This window comes from Arthrobacter sp. LAR12-1-1.1, assembly GCF_040676555.1.
Lineage (GTDB): Bacteria > Actinomycetota > Actinomycetes > Actinomycetales > Micrococcaceae > Arthrobacter.
On the sequence record NZ_JBEGIG010000079.1, the window covers coordinates 25084 to 42929 of the forward strand.

At 62.9% G+C, this 17846-nt stretch carries 9 protein-coding genes and 4 pseudogenes; 8 read left to right on the forward strand and 5 right to left on the reverse strand.

From position 1 onward, the window contains the following. The first annotated feature begins 578 nt into the window (after positions 1-578). The 4 genes and pseudogenes from MRBLAR12_RS23225 to MRBLAR12_RS23240 form a co-directional block, all read left to right on the forward strand. Positions 579-3152 carry a hypothetical protein gene (locus MRBLAR12_RS23225; protein WP_364748831.1) on the forward strand — a complete coding sequence of 858 codons (2574 nt, stop codon included), beginning with the start codon at positions 579-581 and terminating at the stop codon, positions 3150-3152. Between the two features lie 15 nt (positions 3153-3167). Further along, positions 3168-7238: a hypothetical protein gene (locus MRBLAR12_RS23230; RefSeq protein WP_364748833.1), complete on the forward strand. Its 4071-nt coding sequence runs from the start codon at positions 3168-3170 to the stop codon at positions 7236-7238. Positions 7239-7355: 117 nt separating this feature from the next. Then, positions 7356-8132 (forward strand): hypothetical protein, encoded by a 777-nt coding sequence (locus MRBLAR12_RS23235; RefSeq protein WP_364748836.1) that lies wholly within the window; start codon positions 7356-7358, stop codon positions 8130-8132. 223 nt (positions 8133-8355) lie between these two features. Beyond that, positions 8356-8703, forward strand: a pseudogene (locus MRBLAR12_RS23240) (IS3 family transposase); the annotation flags it as partial. A 438-nt stretch (positions 8704-9141) separates the two neighbouring features. On the opposite strand, the gene MRBLAR12_RS23245 reads toward MRBLAR12_RS23240, so the two are convergent. Next, entirely contained in the window at positions 9142-9972 is an 831-nt protein-coding gene (locus tag MRBLAR12_RS23245; RefSeq protein ID WP_364748838.1) for a transposase, read from the reverse strand. A 771-nt stretch (positions 9973-10743) separates the two neighbouring features. Here MRBLAR12_RS23245 and MRBLAR12_RS23250 point away from each other — a divergent pair. Next, complete coding sequence (locus MRBLAR12_RS23250) at positions 10744-12363, forward strand: DUF6345 domain-containing protein (RefSeq protein ID WP_364748841.1); 1620 nt, start codon at positions 10744-10746, stop codon at positions 12361-12363. An 82-nt stretch (positions 12364-12445) separates the two neighbouring features. On the opposite strand, the gene MRBLAR12_RS23255 is transcribed toward MRBLAR12_RS23250, so the two are convergent. After that, a complete protein-coding gene (locus MRBLAR12_RS23255; RefSeq protein ID WP_364748844.1) occupies positions 12446-14080 on the reverse strand; it encodes an IS1634 family transposase in 1635 nt (544 codons plus the stop codon). A gap of 384 nt (positions 14081-14464) precedes the next feature. On the opposite strand from MRBLAR12_RS23255, the gene MRBLAR12_RS23260 reads away from it, so the two are divergent. Beyond that, complete coding sequence (locus MRBLAR12_RS23260; protein WP_364748846.1) at positions 14465-14713, forward strand: hypothetical protein; 249 nt, start codon at positions 14465-14467, stop codon at positions 14711-14713. Between the two features lie 29 nt (positions 14714-14742). Here MRBLAR12_RS23260 and MRBLAR12_RS23265 read toward each other — a convergent pair whose 3' ends face one another. From MRBLAR12_RS23265 to MRBLAR12_RS23275, 3 genes and pseudogenes are all read right to left on the reverse strand, one after another. Then, positions 14743-15447: an AfsR/SARP family transcriptional regulator gene (locus tag MRBLAR12_RS23265; RefSeq protein WP_364748849.1), complete on the reverse strand. Its 705-nt coding sequence runs from the start codon at positions 15445-15447 to the stop codon at positions 14743-14745. 79 nt (positions 15448-15526) lie between these two features. Next, positions 15527-16576 (reverse strand): annotated as a pseudogene (locus MRBLAR12_RS23270) (IS701 family transposase). Positions 16577-16870: 294 nt separating this feature from the next. Beyond that, the gene (locus tag MRBLAR12_RS23275) at positions 16871-17080 is read right to left on the reverse strand and encodes a hypothetical protein (RefSeq protein WP_364748989.1); all 210 of its coding nucleotides are present in this window, start codon (positions 17078-17080) and stop codon (positions 16871-16873) included. 15 nt (positions 17081-17095) lie between these two features. Here MRBLAR12_RS23275 and MRBLAR12_RS23280 point away from each other — a divergent pair. Next, positions 17096-17236 (forward strand): annotated as a pseudogene (locus MRBLAR12_RS23280) (transposase); the annotation flags it as partial. A 262-nt stretch (positions 17237-17498) separates the two neighbouring features. Beyond that, positions 17499-17819 (forward strand): annotated as a pseudogene (locus tag MRBLAR12_RS23285) (SpvB/TcaC N-terminal domain-containing protein); the annotation flags it as partial. Between the last annotated feature and the right edge of the window lie 27 nt (positions 17820-17846).

The following is a 17846-nucleotide window of genomic DNA, read 5'->3' on the forward strand; positions in this document are numbered from 1 at the left end:
GTTTGTGGCTACTGCGCCCTGCTGACCTTCTGGTCTTGGAGGTCCGGTTTTCGAATCTTGAGACGTCTGACGACGGCGCGCGCCTGGTGCGGGTGGAGCCTGAGCTGCCCGCTAAGCTGACATACATTCTTCCCTACCAGCATGTGGCTGAACGGGCTTTTTTTGAGTTTGAGTCGAGCCGGGAGCACACCGACGACCCTCCCGTCCAAGCTTTGGCGGCCGGGCCCAGTCGGCTGGTGTTTGCCTTGCCCGATGGCCAGACGGACATAGCGCTGACTCCTGCCGGGTTGCTGGACTGGGCGGCTCTTGTTCCGCAACTGGCTGCAAACGCCCTTCCCGAGGGCGCCATGGGCACCGCCCGGCCTGCGCTGCCGTCTCCTGAGGAGACGGCAATCGAGTTTCCCTACCGGTTGTTTCTTTCGCCGGATGCAGCGGCGGTGTGGGGGCATCGTTCCGGACCCTTTACGTCCCACGGCCGGACGGAGCTGTGGCATTCACGTCTAATTTGGGATGGGTCACCGTCGGTTCCGTTGCGTGCGATAGCCCGAAGGGCCGTCGCGGATTCCATCCGGGGCTCCTTGAGCGATGAGGACCTCAACGACCTGGTCACTCTCACCTCTGACTTCGGCATCAAACCGAAGAGCGCACAGGAACTCGGGATGTTGCTGTATGACGAGTGGCGGCCGCGGCTGATCTCGGGCCGCCTGTTTGGTTTCCGGTACCAGCCCAAGCCGTTGGAGTCCAGCAAGTTCATGATCACGGCGTTGGGTGCGACAGCGCAGCTTCGCGGGAACTGGGAATATCCGCCCAAGGAGTACCCAGCCAGCCATGACAACCTTGTGCTGTTCGGGATGCCGACTCCAAGCATGCAGTCATACGAGCACGTGGCCGGGTTGGGCAGGGACCAGTTCGTCAGGGTGGTACGGCGGGGATGCGTTTCCTCCGGGCATCCGGCATCCTTGGTCAAGGTCACAGAACGCCGATTTGAACCGTACGTCGTCCGTACCGTCCAGGGACCCGAGGGCCCGGGCGCGGTCTTCGGCACTAGGGCGTATCTGCGGCAATATTTTCAGATCATCATCCAGAATCCTGAGCTGGACCTAGCTACGCTGGCCTCGCACGGCGGCTATGAGTTTGGCGGGCGGGAGATGCCGCTACGGACCCTGCGCCTCACCACCTTGGTAACGCCTAAAATTGACCTGCCCGTGGCCCAGAACCTGATCGAAAACGAGGCCCAATCGCTCTATAGCATCGACAATCCGCAGGCTGACTTTCCAGGCCTAGAAGATCCAGAAGCGCAGCCCTACCTGCAAGCCGCCATGGAGGCGGCCTTCCACAAGCCCTTCTGGATCCAAGTGGGTAATGCAGACTTCAGCTTCGGCGCTCACGGAACCGATTGGGAAGACAATTCGATCTCGTTCACGATGCCGCTGATGTTCATTCCCGACGCCGCGATCGACCCAGTTGCCGATGTCCTGCAAGCTTTCGATGCTCTGGCAGCCGAAAGGCCCGAGCGGAAGAGGCAGGACCTGCACAACCAGATCATGGCTGTGGCAGACCCCGCGGACACGGCACCAGGCTCCACTCGAGTACCGGTCGCAGCGCTGACCCTCGGGTTGCAGCCGCTGGCCGCGGCAGTAAGAGATCAATTCCTCCAAGCCGGCTACCGCCCCAGCTGGCTGTTGTTTGTGGACAACGCGGATGTGCACGTCGATGCTGCCGAAAGGGTCACCGGCCCGCAGCAGGCAGTCAACATGCTCTTCAACTCCACCTACCTGAAGTATGGAGTGGCGTCGGACCAGAACGCAGCCGGTGTTTTCGGTGACTTCCCGGAGATCAATCTCGGATTCTCCGGAGACAAGGGAGGAGGCCTCGCCCGGCCGAGTGCCCTGTTAGACCGGCTGTCCGCCCGGCAAGGTGCGATGTCCGCGGCGTTCACGGCCCCCTTGAACGCAGCCACACTCGCCACCTTGTTCGGTGAGGCCAAACTGTTCGGTTCAATACCGCTGGCGGCGATCTTGTCCGAACTTGACGTCCCGGACGGATCCCGGTTCGCCGCATCAAAGCTCAACGATACTGACCTATCACGCGTCATCGAGAATCCGGGAACCCAGCTGCAGGTCCCACTCCTGAAGGTCCGGCCACTGACCACAGCCGCTGGCATTCCCGCCGTCGAGGCACGGTACCTATGGTCACCCGCCATCCAGTGCCCCACTGGGCTCTTCGACTTCCTCAAGGTGGACGACGCGGTGCTGGTGTTGGACTCCCGGACCGTGACCTTCGATGACGGCAGCGGCTCGACTGCCACACTGTTGGGCGAACTGCGGAACTTTTCGCTCGAATTCGCGGGGATCATCCGGCTGACCATGGACCTGCTGAAATTCAGCGCCGAAACGGGCAGGAAACCGGACGTCACCGCTGAAGGCTTCGGCGTGGAATTCCTGGGCCCCCTGCAGTTCATCAAAACTCTGCAGGAAATCCTGCCCGCGGACGGGTTCAGCGATCCGCCATCGGTGGAAGTCACCACCGCAGGGATCAGCGCCGGCTACACCCTGGGCATCCCCACCGTGGGCATCGGAATCTTCAGCCTTCAAAACCTGTCCATCTCCGCGATGCTGAGCATCCCGTTCAACGACCAGCCGGCGGGCTTCCGCTTCGCGATCTCCGAACGGCACAGCCCCTTCATTGTCACAGTCACGATCTTCGGCGGCGGCGGATTCTTCGCCCTCGGCGTCGGCGCCAAAGGCCTGGAATCTTTGGAAGCCGCCATCGAATTCGGCGGCAGCGTCGCTCTGAACCTGGGCGTGGCCAGCGGCGGGGTCACCGTGATGGCAGGCATCTACTTCGGGATGACCGGAACCTCCACCGCCCTCACCGGCTACCTGCGCTGCGGCGGCTACCTCTCCGTGCTGGGACTGATCAGCATCTCGATCGAGTTCTACCTCGCCTTCACCTACCGGGACAAGGGCGGAGGACGCTCTGAAGTGTGGGGGCAAGCCAGCCTAAGCGTCTGCGTGAAGGTCGCCTGCTTCAGCAAGTCCGTGACACTCAGCATCGAACGCCGCTTCGCCGGGGCCGCTGGAGACCCAAGCTTCGACCAGGTGGTCGACCCCGGTGACTGGCAGCAGTACTGCCTGGCCTTCGCCGACTGAACAATTGGGGGAACAATGACCGTGCAACAACATATCTTGTGGACCGCACTGCCCAATGGGCCGGCGCCGGCCGACGGGCGACTGCGCCTGTCGGTATTCGTCACACCGCGGCTCCGCACCCAGGCGCTGCCAGGGGTGGTGACCACACTGGGCTCCTTCCCGGACTTCCTCCATTGGCCCGAACAAGTCGGGGCCCCGGGAGCCTCCTTCACCGTCGAGGTGGATGGCGGGGCGGCCATACCGGCCACCGTTGTCAGCGCACCACCCAGCCCCGATCTTTGGGCGTCCTTCTTTGACGGGACCACTCCGCTGGCGCCGTTCGAGTTTGATGACTACGCGGACCGGCCGCTCATCTCCTTCTCGGTCGTGGCGGTCTTGGACGAGATCCGTCGGGTCTACACGGCCGTGGCTGCCGCATCGCCCTCGGATCTTCCCCGGATGCAGCCCACACCCCACGGCGAGGAGCCGAACCTGGCCGGTATCTTCGAAGGCATCCGCGCCGTCGCCAGCAGCGGGCTCGCCGAGGCACGCGACGAAACGCATCTGGACCGCCGCATCAATGCGCTCCTGACCGACGCCCGCACAGAAGCCGCGCTCCGGCGCTCCGGCGCGGACCGACGTCGAGCGCCGCTGGAACCGCTGCCGCCCGCCGAGGATGGCTTCGGGAGGGTGCCCCGGGAGTTCTCCCGGGCCCTGCTGTTCCACCGCCGCCCCGGTGACGGCGTCCCCGTCGATATGCCAGCCGACGCCAGTCATTTCAAGGCAACCATTGATTTTCATCAGATGCTCGCCGCGCTGGGTGATCACCCTTGGCTGCTCCGGCGGTTGGGACTGGTGGTGGACCTGGAGGTTGATGCGGCGGACATTCCGTCCTCCCTGCCGGCTGCACCGCGGCGCCTGCGGGTGGTCCCGATCTGGCAGTCGGAGCTGCCCGCTGAACAACAGTCCTCAGCCAATCCATGGACCGCGTACGTGAACGGGGTTGCCGGGGAGCGGATGGTTTTTGCCTCTGCGGACCGGGCACCGGACCTGACCGGGCTTCTGCCCACCGGGCTGCTGGACCTCTCCGGTAGGGACTACAGCGTCCAGCAGGTGGACGTGGACGGCGCGGCGCTCAAGGCCCTAAACCTGGCGGCGACCCTCAACCGCGTCGATACCAGGGCCGAGGGGGACACCCCACTGGGCGAGGCCGAGACCGCCGGGGTCCCGGCCCTGCGGACCGGAGGACTCGCACTGGTCCACACCGGCCGTGCCGGAGCCCTGCAGGGAGACTTCGCGGACGCCGTCGAGGTCAATGACGCCATCGACGCCGGGACGGACCTGACGCTCCACGCCCAGGACCTGGTACGCGGATACCGCCTGGACGTCTGGACGCCCACCACGGATGGTGCCGGGGCATGGCGCTCCCTGCACCGGCGCCGGGTGCAGTACACCGCTGAACGGTTCGGGAACGCGCTGCCGACCGTGGTCGATGAAGGCTTCTTCCAGCTCAGCCTCGCAGGGAAAGCCGCGCCTCCGAACCAGAAGCCCGATCCCAACGGGGAGCTCTACATCCACGAAACGGTTGTCACGTGGGACGGCTGGAGCCTGTCGGCCGAGCGCCCGGGGAAGTCGCTCAGTAGGGATCCCCGGGCACCTCAGGACGACGCCCCGGAAACGCAGCCCTCGCACGTCAGGAATGACGCCGTCACGGCCATGGGCCTGGGGATTGAAAGCAGGGTGCAGCGCGCCAGTCTGCCGCGTCTGCGTTTTGGCGAGGGCTACAGGTTCCGGGTGCGCACCGTGGACCTGGCCGGCAACGGCCCCACACTGGACGCCGCCGACAGGATCCTCATGGACGCCGCCGTCCCGGACCAGGCCGCCCCCGCCGGCGGGCCCGCCAACTACCTCCGCTTCGAGCCCGTTCCGGCGCCTGCCCTGGCCCCCACCGAACGCTTCGCCGAGGGTGCCTCCTTGCTGCGCATGGTGGTCCGCAGCAACGCCGGCCTGAACACCGACGAGTACGCGGCGCAGTTCAATGCGTCCGACGAGGTCCTGGCCCGCGGGCATGCCCCCTACCGGCCGGTCGAAGACCGGCATGTCATCCCGCCCAAGGCTGCATTGCAGATAGTGGAACTGCACGGTCAGATGGACATGTCCATCGGTTCGGACGGCACCGATCCGGACGCCGCGAAGCTGGAGGCAATGTCCCAGGCCTACGCCGTCGCCCGCCGGGAGAAAGGGTCCCTGACCCAGGTCTCCACCGATCCGGACAATCCGCAAGGCTATGTGGTCTGCGGCAACGATCAGTTCGAACTGCCCTACCTTCCGGATCCGCTGGCCACCGGCGCCGTGTTCTTTGGCCTTCCGGGTGTGCCGGACACGGAAAGCTTCACAATCCGTTTCGAGGGCCCACAGTGGTACACCGCGGCGCCGTTCCGGCTCAGGCTCGCTGAAGGCACCGGCGCCCCGATCTGGGATCCTGAGCAGCGGCTCCTGGTCGTCAACCTCGCCCAGGCGGCAACCGCCACGGTCCGCGTCTGCTCCCTGCTGGAATCGGATGTTGCGAACTTCGGCATCATGCGGTGGTGCGAACAGTCCCTGCCGGCCGAGGACCTGGACCGCGTGTACCAGTCCGCCAAGGAGAACCACTTCTGGATGATCACGCCCTGGCACGAACTGAATCTGGTCCACGCCGTCCAGCAGCCGCTACAACAGCCACAGGTGCACGAATTTGACGTCGGCAGGTCTGGCTCGGAGTTGTCGGCTGACCTGTTCGGGCTGCTCTCTGTGGATGCCGCCAGTACGGAACAGATCGATTTGGTCGGCGCGTGGCAGGAACCCGTCGACGACCCGGCGGAGGCCGCTCCCGTGGTCCTTTCCAAGGAGGGTGTGGTCTTCCGGTTGCCCCTCGCCCTCGCAGCGACGGGCGCGCCGTACACCGGGCCGGGAAGCACATTCTGGAGCCTTGAAGACGGCAGGCAGCTGAGTTTCGCCACCATGGCGAGGGAGCAGCACACCCCTGAACTTCCGCCCCATGCCTTCGGCGACACCAAGCACCGGCACATCGCATACCGCGCCGTCGCCACCACCCCGTTCCGAGAGTACTTTCCCACGGAATGGGCCAACAAGAACCACCTCAGCAGGGCCAGCACGCCGGTTGAAATCGACGTGCCCAGCAGCGCCGCACCCCACCCGCCCAACGTGCTGTATGTAGTGCCCACCCAACAATGGGAAGAGCAACCAATGCCCGACGTCGGGCCACGCCGGCGCCACCGCCACGGCGGAGGCCTGCGCATCTACCTCGCCCGGCCGTGGTACTCCTCTGGGGATGGCGAGAAACTTGGCATCGTATACGGGCCGGATGCGATCTCCTCTCTCTCCCCCGAATACCCGTTCATCACAATCGTCGGGCAGGACCCTGTCCGCGGCGGACAAGGCCTGGCGTCAGCCCAGGACAGCACGTTCGTCAATGCCGAAGGGACCGCCGCCGGCATCACGGTCCCCGGAGCCCCCGGCCCCCTCCGAATCGCTTACTTCACCCCGGAATTCGACCCGGAAACGAAGAGCTGGTTCTGCGACGTCGAACTCGCCACGGAGTCCGCGTATATGCCCCTGCTCCGGCTGGCACTGGTCCGCTATCAACCGCAATCAGTGCCCGGGATGCATGCCTCCAGCGTCGTACTGACTGACCTAACAACCGTTCTGGCGGACCGAACCCTTAGCCTGACAACACCACACGGTGATGCTGAAGTCGTAGAAATAACGGTCACTGGCCCGTCCTACACCTCCCTGCGCGGTAGCGGCCCTGCACGGACAGATGCGCTGGCCCGAGCACGCATCGTGGCCACGATCGAAGAGCGGGATGCCACCATTGCCGATGAAACCCTCGGCTGGCACCCCATCGACGGAGCAAGGGTGGAGCTCCAGGGCTCGATGAACGCCGAAAACACGACATGGAGCGGGCAGCTGGAACTTCCAGCCGCCGCCGGAGCCGCCCGAAGGATCACAGTTGTGGAACGCGACTATCTGGCGGCCGACGCTGAAACGAGCGACGATCATGGCTTGGCTGGCCGGGTCGTGTATGCAGATTCCGTCCGAATCTGACACTAGCTAGCGAATATCCAGGATTCACCGGGGCATATCTATAAGAGATGAGGTCAAGACGTGAGTCCTATCACAATCAGCCAGACTAACGGGCCTGAACTTACGAACCCACATGAAGTGATCAATCCGGTGATCAACCCCCTGATGCAGGGGGACTTCCTCACTGAGATGCCGCTGAAAACGGCGATCCAGGAATTCCTCTTCAGGCTCGAAAAGGATGGGTCAATCTTTTGGGTCGGCGTCGCTTTGCCGCTCGGGACGACAGATTTCACGCGAGTCCAAGTCTTTTTTCATCCAACCGTCGTCCAGGCCGGCACCGTACACGCCGCAGACGCTGACTATCCTGCATTCGGCGGCGGTTGGTCCAGGTCTATCCAGAGATACGTCGCTATGGAAGGTGGGCAGCTGGCCGGAGCCCGCTTACTGCCGCTACTCGTTCCCTTCACCACCATGGGGGCCCTCAACGATCCCGCAAAGAACATGTTCAGCATCGAACCGCTTGAAACGCTCAATGCCGTCCTGACCGCCGTCCAGGCGGAGGTCAGCCCCTTTCCTCTAGGCGATGTTGAGCTTAGCAAGATTGGTGTCTCTAGCTTCAGTTCCGGTATCGGGGCTACACGGAAGTTTATCGAGACCATGAAACCGACTGGAACCGTCCAGGAGGTGACTGATTTTGACAGCCCATTCATCATCGCCGAGCCAAAGCATCTGACCCTCTCGCCTGGTGCCGTGTCCAGATGCTACACGCAGGTCGCACTTCCCCACCCACCGGTGGGTTGGATACATCTAGCGCCGAATAGCTTTTCGCACCTATCCAGTTTCAAGTCAGATCCGCACGCATGCATAGGTTGGATGCTGTATTTTGCGGGAATGCTTTCCAGCGTCATTGTCTGAGACTGGAGCCGCACCGGGAGGGTCGCGGTGTGCCTCAAGACGGTACTTCACCCGCTTTTTTGCCGATCCGTTAGGCATCAGGTGCTCACAGCGGTCCTGGTAGTTCAGCGCCAGGACGACCGAACAGTTCAAAGCCGCTGCGGATGTCGGCCGAATCGGCTGAAAAGTCGTGTTGAGCGAAGTGCGCGGCGACGGTTTTGGATGTCATGGACGTTCCCCGCCACAGCTGCTGGATCAGGGAATCTATCTGGGGTCCCCGTCGACTTTCTACCGGGTGCTGGCGGAAAACAGTCAGGTCAAGGAACGCCGGCGGCTGGCCAACACCCGCCCCGGGCGATTCCTGAACTGGTCGCCACGGCCCCGGGCCAGGTCTACACGTGGGACATCACCAAACTCGCGGGCCCGGTCAGAGGCGAGTACTTCGACTGTTACATGATGGTTGACATCCACTCCAGGTTCATCGTCGGCGCACACGTCCACGCCACCGAATCCGGGGTGCTGGCCATGGAGATGATGAGGGGAACCTTCGGGATCCACGGCATCCCGCACATCGTGCACGCGGACCGCTCTAGGAGGCACTCCGTTCGCGAACTCAACTCACTCATTGTGGTTCGTCCTTTGAACCGGCATCAGCTCGGTCGTTTGCTGGTACCTGACCCGCAGAGCCAGCGGTTCTTTGGACGCAGGAAAAACAATCGCGTCCATCCTGTTACAGGCTCCAAGTCCGGAGCGCCAGCTTGGACTGAGTGGAGACCGTGTCCATTGTTGCCCCCAAGTTTCCCAGCACGCCTGAGGCGTCCTCAATGACCTGCACGAGCCGTTCCGCATACTCCGGTAACGGATCATAAGAGCTGTATAAGTGATCCAATAGCAGAATCTGCCGAACAGGACCCAGTGATACGCCCTCCCCGGTGTGGCGCGCCTGGCGTCGAAAGCCGCGTCAGTACAAGGGTTTCCGAGTAAACCGGCTCTCCGCGGTTCGTGGTGATTTCCACTGTGCGGTGGATGTTCAGGCCGCTGTTCTGGCGGCGCTTCTGAGCATAATGCGGGTCGTGTAGTTCCGGCTATTGACGAATCCGCGTCCTGTCCGTTTCAGGTGTTTGATGGCGGTGTTGTTCGCTTCCAATTTCGCTGTTGTTGCGCCGGTGACAATGAGGACTTCGATTTCCTTCCACCATCGGCAGACCGTGCGCCAGAGCCTGGTCGTCTCGGGCTGGGCGGCGTGGTCGACGAGTTCCCCGAGCCTGGTCTTCGCGGCGCTGGCGTCCTGGAGCGAGCCGGTGCGCAGCAGGGCGCGCAGCTGTTCCTTGACGTTCCACGCGGCCTGCAGCTTGCCGGTCGGGTCATCGAGGTCGAAGACCTGGCTGAGCCGGTCGCTGTAGCGGTCCGAGAGTGTCTCGCCGGCCCGGAGCAGCAGCGCCAGCTGTCCCGGAGATGCCAGTACCAGGGGTGGCGGGTCGAAGATCTCCCCGACGTGGGTGAGGACTTCTGAGTCGATGACGTCGGATTTGTTCTTGCCCATGATGGCCCCGCGCAGCCGGGAGGAGTGCCGGGCGCCGATCATCTCCATCCGGCCGCCGGCCCGTTCGACAGCGAGGGCCAGCGCCAGCCAGGTCATCGATGTTGGTTCCACGACCGCAGTCAGCGGCGCCGGAACGGCGGCCAGCCGCTGCGAGAGTCTCTCCAGTCCGGCCAGGGTCGGGTCGACCGTGAAACGGCTCAGATGCTCTGTTCCGTCGTCGAAAAACTCCCGGACCGCGATATGGTGCCGTGCCGTGATCGCGGCGTCGATACCTGCCACTGCCCGCACGAGCCCGGCGGGTTTATCCTGATCCTGCATGATGGTTCTCCCTTTTCGCATCGAATACGTGCGATGGGAAAAACCCGTCGTTGCCGGTCCACCAGCCGAGTCACCAAGCCGGGCTTCCCCATCCTTGGGGAGAACCGTCATGCGCTAATCCGAGCGCCGGCGGCGACCTCCCTCACACGCCCGCAACTGCTGAGGAAGCGTCGGATACAGTTCCCGCGCTTGTGAGTCATTCGGTGCCCGCCCGGATGAAACCTGGTGCTGCGCACCGTTTTCTCCCGGCCACCAATTCCCTCAATCGGGTCTGCTTGGAAGACAGGCCGGGGGCGACGATCTCTTTCACGAGCCATGACGCCCAGCCGAAAACCGGAACCACCCCGGCCCCTCCCAAGGCCACCGTAAACGACGACCACCCCACCTCAACAGGGGGTACTTAAGAGATACAAGCCAGTAAACGGCGGTTTGCGGCTTCGATGTGCGCTGTTGCCGGACTCTGGATTCCTGATGCCCGATTCATTGACAACTAGGACCGGGCCCGGCGGCCCGGACACCCACTCCGTGATCCCGGCGCCTTGGCGGCCAGGGTCCGGCGCAGAATTTCACCAGTCACACGGTCAATCGCGCAGCATTCTCTAAAAACGCTCCGGCCCCTGGGTAACCAGTGGCTTCACGCATGTGCTTCACCAGTAACGGCCAAGTAACGGCGAATAGGTAGATTGCAGACTACATGCTGGTCCCCGAAGAGAATACTGTTCGGGGAATCCTCGTGCAGAATTGCACATTCCAAGGAGATAATCGAGGTCTATGATGCGCATTTACCGTCTTGGCACAGCAAGGCCTAGCACCAAAGATTTGCTGGACAGCGCCGCGCGTCTGTTCGAGATCGCTGATGGGGATGATTACCAGCTTACGGACGGACCTGAACGCCTCAGATTGCAGTCGAGATCCCACCTCGTCGAGCTGAGTTTGGCCAGCGGCGGGATCTGGGCCGCGGACCAGACTCAGTTGTTCAATCCGAACCTTCACCCAGAACTGCCTCGGGTTGAAGATACGCTGGGGCTTGCACGTGATTTCGTTGAGTCTCGCGCTCTGCTACCTAAACTCGAAGGACCTGCTTCGTGGGGAGGCTTAGTGGAAGCCGGGACGAGACTCGCCACATTGAGCGACGGCCAGCGAGCTGAAGTGGAACTGGACCGGCAAGTCGTCTTCCCCGTAACCGTTGACGGGCTCCCCGTTGTCGGCGGTGGCGGTGACTTCACTCTTGTACTCGGCGATGGAGGCCAGCCCATTGGCTTCCACGGCGTCTGGCGTGAACTGCTGGACGCCTTTGAGGTGGAAACCATATCGTCGGAGCAATCCGAAGAGGAATACCGTAAGAACTTCCAGGGGCTGAGCCTCAAACTCGAATCCGTTACGAGCTTCCTCGCGTACTATTCAGCACCAGTTTCTGAAAATCAGGAATTTCTCTTTCCCGTCCACGTCATGGGCGGCACGGCTCGTGTGGGGGATCAAATCATCCCCCTACGGAAGGCCATGCTCCCGGCTACAGAGTTTGGTCCGAAGCCGGACCGCGTCGAGCCAGAGCCTAAGCGTACGGCGCGGACAAAGCCGTCCGAGGAAGACCGAAATGAACAGCTGCACGCGCGTCGCAACTATATGGCGCAGACGGGGGCGGAGAATCTACTTTCTCTACACGCATCGGCGAACCCTTGGGAGGCAGGCGCGTCCTGGATCGGAGTCTCAGGCGGACTCAGCGGAAGCAAGAAGAATGCCCAGGGTTTCATTGACCAGTGGCGTGCGGACGGTTGGAACATTAACTTCAACTGGGGTGACGCCAACGCTTGGGAGTCTGATTGGCGGAGGAATGACGACACGTGGGTGGACGCCGCTGACTTCGTGTTTTACACCGGACATGCGAGCATGAACGGCTGGACGTTAGCCAGTCCGGACGATGGAGGACTGCTATTTAGTGAAGTCGGTGCCGCGCCGTCCAATCCAGGAGATCTTTGGGGACAAAATGACCTTGAGTGGGTCACTATCGCGGCCTGTGGTCCCCTTCAGGACGATATTCTGTCCAGCGGCGGCGGGAATGTCCTTAATCGTTGGGATGGTGCATTCGACGGCCTCCACTTGTTGATGGGATATGGTGCTATTACTTTCGACAATGAAAGTGAGGGTCGCCAGCTGGCAAAGTATGCACGCGAAGGACAGACATTGAAGGATGCCTGGTTTCGAACAGCTAAGGAAATTCAACCAGCCACCAACGGGGCCTCAGCCCCGGATGGGCCCACAGTCTGGGTGGGCCTCATGTGGGCAACCAAGTCGGGCATAGATCCGATCAATGACCATGCATGGTCCCATGGTTCGGTGTCAGCCGACCCCAGCTCACCGACGGGGCTGGCCTGCATGTGGACCGTCTGCTGAGATCACCCATTCGTTTCCCCCAACGGTTACATCAGGGCTGTCTTCGTTGAGGAAACTCATACTCCTGACTTGGCTCATTCGCTTAGTGCGTGAGTTTCGGTTGGTGGATGGCATCGAGGATGGCTTGCTGCTCTGCTGTGATGGCGGGTGCGAATGTCTGGGTCGTGCCGTTGATGGCGATGGTGGCCGAACGGAGGGTCCGGAGTTGTCTGATGACGTTACGCACGGCGAGCCCGGTCCAGGCCTGGACCGTTCGGGAGACGGCCAGCGCCGTGAAGACGATCGTCAGGTGGGCCTCGATCGCGTCGCGTGTGCGGTGGAACATGGGCCTGGCCCGCAAGTCCGACTTGCTCATCCGAAAGGAATGCTCGACGTGCCACAGGTCGTGGTAGGAGCCGATGACTTCCGTTGCGGCCATGACCGTCGGAGAAATGTTCGTCACGTAGCCTTTCAGCCCGGCCAACTGCCGGGCACGTGACAGCGATGCTTCGTCCAGACTGCGTTTCCCGCCGGCGGTCTTGACGAAGCGTGGGACCCGGGCCGCCTTCTGTCCCTCGATGACCTCCCGGGCCTGGTTCTCCTGGGCCGTGAGGGTGGTGGCATCACGGGCGGCTCTCTTGCTGGAGTAGGCCCACACGGCCCGCCATGAGCCCGGATGCCCAGTGGGGTCCCAGACCGGTTCGGTGCGCACGTCGGGATTGTTCTCGTTCCGGTGGCCGGTTCTGGGAGTGATGGTGTCGATCAGTTGCCCGTCAGTGAAGGCGTCGCCGTGCCAACGGAAGTGCGAGGCCAGATCGGTCGGGGCCTTCGTCATCCGGGAGCCGACGATAAAGCGCAGGTTCGCCTCGTCCAACTCGCGCAGATTGCCCGCTGAGAGCATGCCGGCGTCGGCCACGACGACCATGTCGGCCAGGTCGTGGCGGGCCTGGAACTGCTTGATGACCGGGATGATGGTCGCCGTCTCGGCCTTGTTGCCTTCGAAGCAGCCGATCTCCAACGGGAACCCGCCGCAGTCCACGAGCAGACCGACGACGATCTGGGGGTCGACGCGGCGTTCCTTGGAGTACCCGACCTTTCGCAGCTCGTCTTCCTTCTCGGCCTCGAAGTACAGCGTGGTGACGTCGTACAGCACCAGGGAGACGTCCCCGCTGGTGCTGGCGTGCTGGAAGCACCAAGTTGCGATCCGGTCGCGGTACTTGCCCGCGGCGGCCCGGCCGAGGGTGCGCTTCATGGTCGCATAACTGGCCGGGACCCGGCCCAGGTCCCGCAAGACTCTGCCGGCATCCAGCAGTGAGGTCGGTTCCACGACCCGGGCGATCACCAGGTCCCGGAACGCCGCGTCGCCGAGCCCGTCGAATCCCAACGCCGTGAACACCCCGGCCAACGCATCGAACAGGACCCGCGAGTCCGTTCCCACCACGCGTCCTGAACCGTCACGAGCGGCTGGCCCGACCGGCTCGGCCGCATCAAACAAGCCCGGCCCGCGGGCAGGCTCAACCAGGCTCTTCACCTGGGGTGTCGGCTCGACGCCGAGGTCAAGGACACCCTGTGCAGGGTCTTCAAGCAGCTCACGGGCGCGCTCCAGCAGCACGCCGAGCTCGGCCTCGGTATGCGCCGAGCCGACATGCTCCACGATCCGCTGACGACCGCGCATATACTCGGCGATCTGGACCGCCGTCGCTCCCGAGGCCGTCCGCACCTGCCTGATAAACACCACATCGGCGACACTAGGCCAAACCGTTAGTGCGTGAAAAGCCACCGGTCAGAACACATCACCGCAGGTCACGGCCCTAGCCGGCCATAAATAAACGACGCGTGAGCCAAGTCAGGTCGAATGGTTCGAAGACTGCCCTTACAACGAATTTTCGTGGCGTCGCGTTTCGCACGAGGCAGACTTGAGCAAATCTTGAACAAACGTAGGATTGATTCCTGAATCCTGTGCAGCAGGATCAAAGCAGCCGGGACTGCCGGGCCTCAGATGCCTTCCATGGCCGAAACTCCCACTGCGGCTAGCTGCTGATAACCAAGGGGACTCGGCGATGGGAAGTCCGCGATCTTCCATCATGTGGGCGGTCGCTGATAGAGAGTAAGGTGAAATGCCATGACCAATGATGATCCGTCAGGGATCTCGGACGAAGACGAGTCAGACCCGGTGATGCCGTCCATGGGCACGCTGGTCATCCGCACATGGCACGAGCCAGACCAGACGCCAGGTTTTCGCGCCAGGATAACCTACAGCCAAGCCCCGGGCGATGAGCCGAGCACTGTCTCCACTGCTGATCAGGACGAAGTCCTAAGCGTTGTCCGCCAGTGGCTCTCCACCCAGCCAGTCCCTCCTAGCGACGTCTAGATATCTCTCATTCGTTTGCAGCCTGGCTGTCACGAAACGTCAGCGACGAGGCGCCGAACGCCCTCCGACGGCGCAAGACCCATGTCCTGCTTCAGCTTCGCTCGATACCTTTCGAAAGCCCGAAGCGCGGCAGCATTGTTGCCCTGCTGCCTTTGAGCCTGAATGAGAAGTGCAACTGCACTTTCATAGAGCGGTTCAAGTTCCAGTGCTGCCTCCGAGGCCTCCAAGGCAGATTCATAGTCACAGCGCGCCAGCGACTCGCGGGCAATGATGTGGAATGCGTGGAGCCGGTCCTGCCGCAGCCTGCTCTGTTCGAAGAGCACCCAGTCGTCGTACCAGCCGGGGAGCAATTCGGCGTCCCGTAACTCGTGCAGACAGGAGGCCACATTTCCGTTGAGCCCGCTTCGGCGCAGCGCCCGGATCTGGTCCCGGACCCGGTGGAGGTCGACGTCGACCAGTTCGCCGAGGGACAGCACCGTCCCGCCATTGATCAGCAGGCCTGGGACCTGCCGCGAAACGAGATGCACGCTGACTCGCAGGCTTTCGAGGGCCCTGGACTCGCGACACTCAGGCCATAACAGACCGACCAGGAAGCTTCGGGGACGGGGACCGTTGATCGCCAGCGCAGCAATCAGCCGTTGTTGCCGCCCTGCAACGGGCACGACGTCGGTGTCCCGACGAAGTTGCCACGATTGAAGCAGGCTCAACTGAAAACCATAGCCGTCATTGCCCATGGGTACCCCCAAATCCGGCGTGGGTCTGAAGAGCTGGAAACCTATGTAGCAACGACTTTCCGCAGTTCGGAGCGTGAAGTCAATGGCGTGCGTCATCTGGCAGTTTCCCGAAGTAAAATAGCGTGAGCCTCAGCATCTTTGGGTTTAAATGAGCAACAATGCTGCTCCGAAGGAGAGAGCCTCCTCCGGAGCCTGACGAGTGCCTCGCCCACTCCTGCTCTCCTCTGTCTTGACTAATCCGCGCATCGCGAGTGTCGTGACGATCGAAAACTGAGCCATTGTGGGAAGTGTCGGATCGGGCCCAACGGGGCGTCGGCAATGTTTCTGCCACACCACGATTTTCGACGGCCCGGAGTGCCGGTGGCGAAGCTGCGCCGGCCGCGGTCTTGTTGGCGCCGTGGCGTGGCGCAGTTGCTTGCGGCCGGCGGCGGCCGCGAGGCCGGCCAGGGTGGAGGGGTCCTGCCGGTAGCGTGGAATGCTTGGCGTGCCCGGGGCCGGTCGAGGCGAGGCGTTCGGGCACGGCGTCGGCCGGGTAGGCGGTGTTGCCGGCCTTGACCGCCATCACCCAGGGGATGCCGCGGGCGCTCAGGCCGGCCCGGAAGTGCGAGTTGTCCCCGTACCCGGCATCGGCGACCACGACCGGGCAGGTGTGTCCCCAGACGGCGAGCTCGTCGACCATTTTCACTGCGAGCTCCACTTGGGCCGGTTCCGCACCGTTTCAGGGATCCGCGCCTTCGCCCGCCGGGGCGGCGATCGCTTCGGCCCCGGCGATGGCGTCCGCGCACGTGTCGTCCCAGGACTCGGGAACGAACAAGCGCCAGTTCACCGGGCACGAGGCCGCGTCGGTGGCCATGTGCACGGTCTCGGCGACCTGGCAGTTCCCGACCTTGCCCAAGGTGCCGGAGTACTGCCGGGCCACGCAGGCCGAGGCGGTGCCGTCCTTCCTGAACCCGATGTCGTCGATCACCCACGCTTCGGGCGTGATCGTTCCCTCGGCCAGCGCGGCCAGGCCGCGCCGGACGGGTTCGACCTTCCACGGCGAGGAGGAGACGAACTGCTGGAACTGCCGGTGGTCCACGTCCAGGCGCCCGGCCGTCGGCTGCATCGATTTCCGCCGCCCGTCCAGCATCAGGCCCTGCAGATACAGCCGGCCCTTCGCCCGCTGGTCCCGCCTCAGCCAGGCCCTGGCCGGACAAGGAGTCACACCAATAAGCTAAACGAGTCCCGAGTATGGCCAACGCCGGCGAACACCCGGTGGGCAGATCTGATGGCCATGACTGGGCAGATTTCATGGCCACCAGCTTGAATTCCAGCGGGCATTTCTGCTGGCCGCCCGTGGGCACAAACTAATGGCCATTGACATTCCTGGGACGTACCGGAACCTGACGCCCTCACTGGGTGAGCGCGTCAGCAGTAACTATGCCTAGGGGTCGAGGACCAGCCATGCATGCTGCGCGAAGTTGTCGGAGGTGGCCGTGCTGAAAGCAAGGCACGACTTGCCGGACACTGCGGCGACGGCGGCCTTCACTTTTTGTGTCTCGGCGCTCCTGCCCGGACGTACCTTTCCGCCTCCGTCGACGACAACGTAGCCCCATTCGAAAAGGGCGTCGCAGCCCAGGTTGCAGACAAGCATGGCTGCGGCCCGCCCACCGAAGCGATCAACGGCGTCATCGAAACAACCCGCAGAATCGCCCGCGGTTTCCGCAACTTCACCAACTACCGACTCAGATGCCTACTCGCAGCCGGCGGACATCGCCCCTACCGAATCAAACAGACCAACCATGCCTAAATGCGAAGGGCCTGAAAAGCATCAAGGGCGTTTTGAGGAGCAGAAGTGTCAGGCATTTGTTTTGTCCTCCGGGAGACACCCTTAGAGCTCGAAAAAGCCGCTGGAGCTCACCCCGCAGGGCCAGAATGCAGCCGGAAAACTCGTCGGCTCGGAGTGCCCGATTCCTGGTGCTCATTTTATCGGAACGACATTGAATCTAGCACCACGACGGGAGCATCATGTGAGGAAAGCCGGGACACAGATCGGCAGAGTGATGGATTCAATGTGGCGCAATAAGAGGGGTTTGTTCATAGGCCTATGCCTTTTCATACTCCCGGCCTGCTCTGGAATCGCGCCGGTTGAGAGCGACGCTACTGCCGCCGATGAGACGAGTCTCGTCCTCTCCGAAAACATCGACGGCACTGCGGCGGCTACAGTTCAAGGCCAGGCTGCTGTATCCCGGACTGGCGCTGCGACGTATACCGTTCCCATCTGGGTCCCTCCGGGACGCCTGGGCCTTCAACCCTCGCTCGCCTTACGCTACTCGTCCGAGAACGGCAACGGTGTGGCTGGTATGGGTTGGTCGGTTTCGGGCTTGTCCCGAATCTCTCGGTGTGCTCGCACGGTGGCA

Bases quoted from the DNA above. Each gene is read 5' to 3' on its own strand.
- MRBLAR12_RS23275 (WP_364748989.1), bottom strand. From the start codon at position 17,080: ATGCTTGTCTGCAACCTGGGCTGCGACGCCCTTTTCGAATGGGGCTAC.
- MRBLAR12_RS23250 (WP_364748841.1), top strand. From the start codon at position 10,744: ATGATGCGCATTTACCGTCTTGGCACAGCAAGGCCTAGCACCAAAGAT.
- MRBLAR12_RS23245 (WP_364748838.1), bottom strand. From the start codon at position 9,972: ATGCAGGATCAGGATAAACCCGCCGGGCTCGTGCGGGCAGTGGCAGGT.
- MRBLAR12_RS23265 (WP_364748849.1), bottom strand. From the start codon at position 15,447: ATGGGCAATGACGGCTATGGTTTTCAGTTGAGCCTGCTTCAATCGTGG.
- MRBLAR12_RS23260 (WP_364748846.1), top strand. From the start codon at position 14,465: ATGACCAATGATGATCCGTCAGGGATCTCGGACGAAGACGAGTCAGAC.
- MRBLAR12_RS23230 (WP_364748833.1), top strand. From the start codon at position 3,168: ATGACCGTGCAACAACATATCTTGTGGACCGCACTGCCCAATGGGCCG.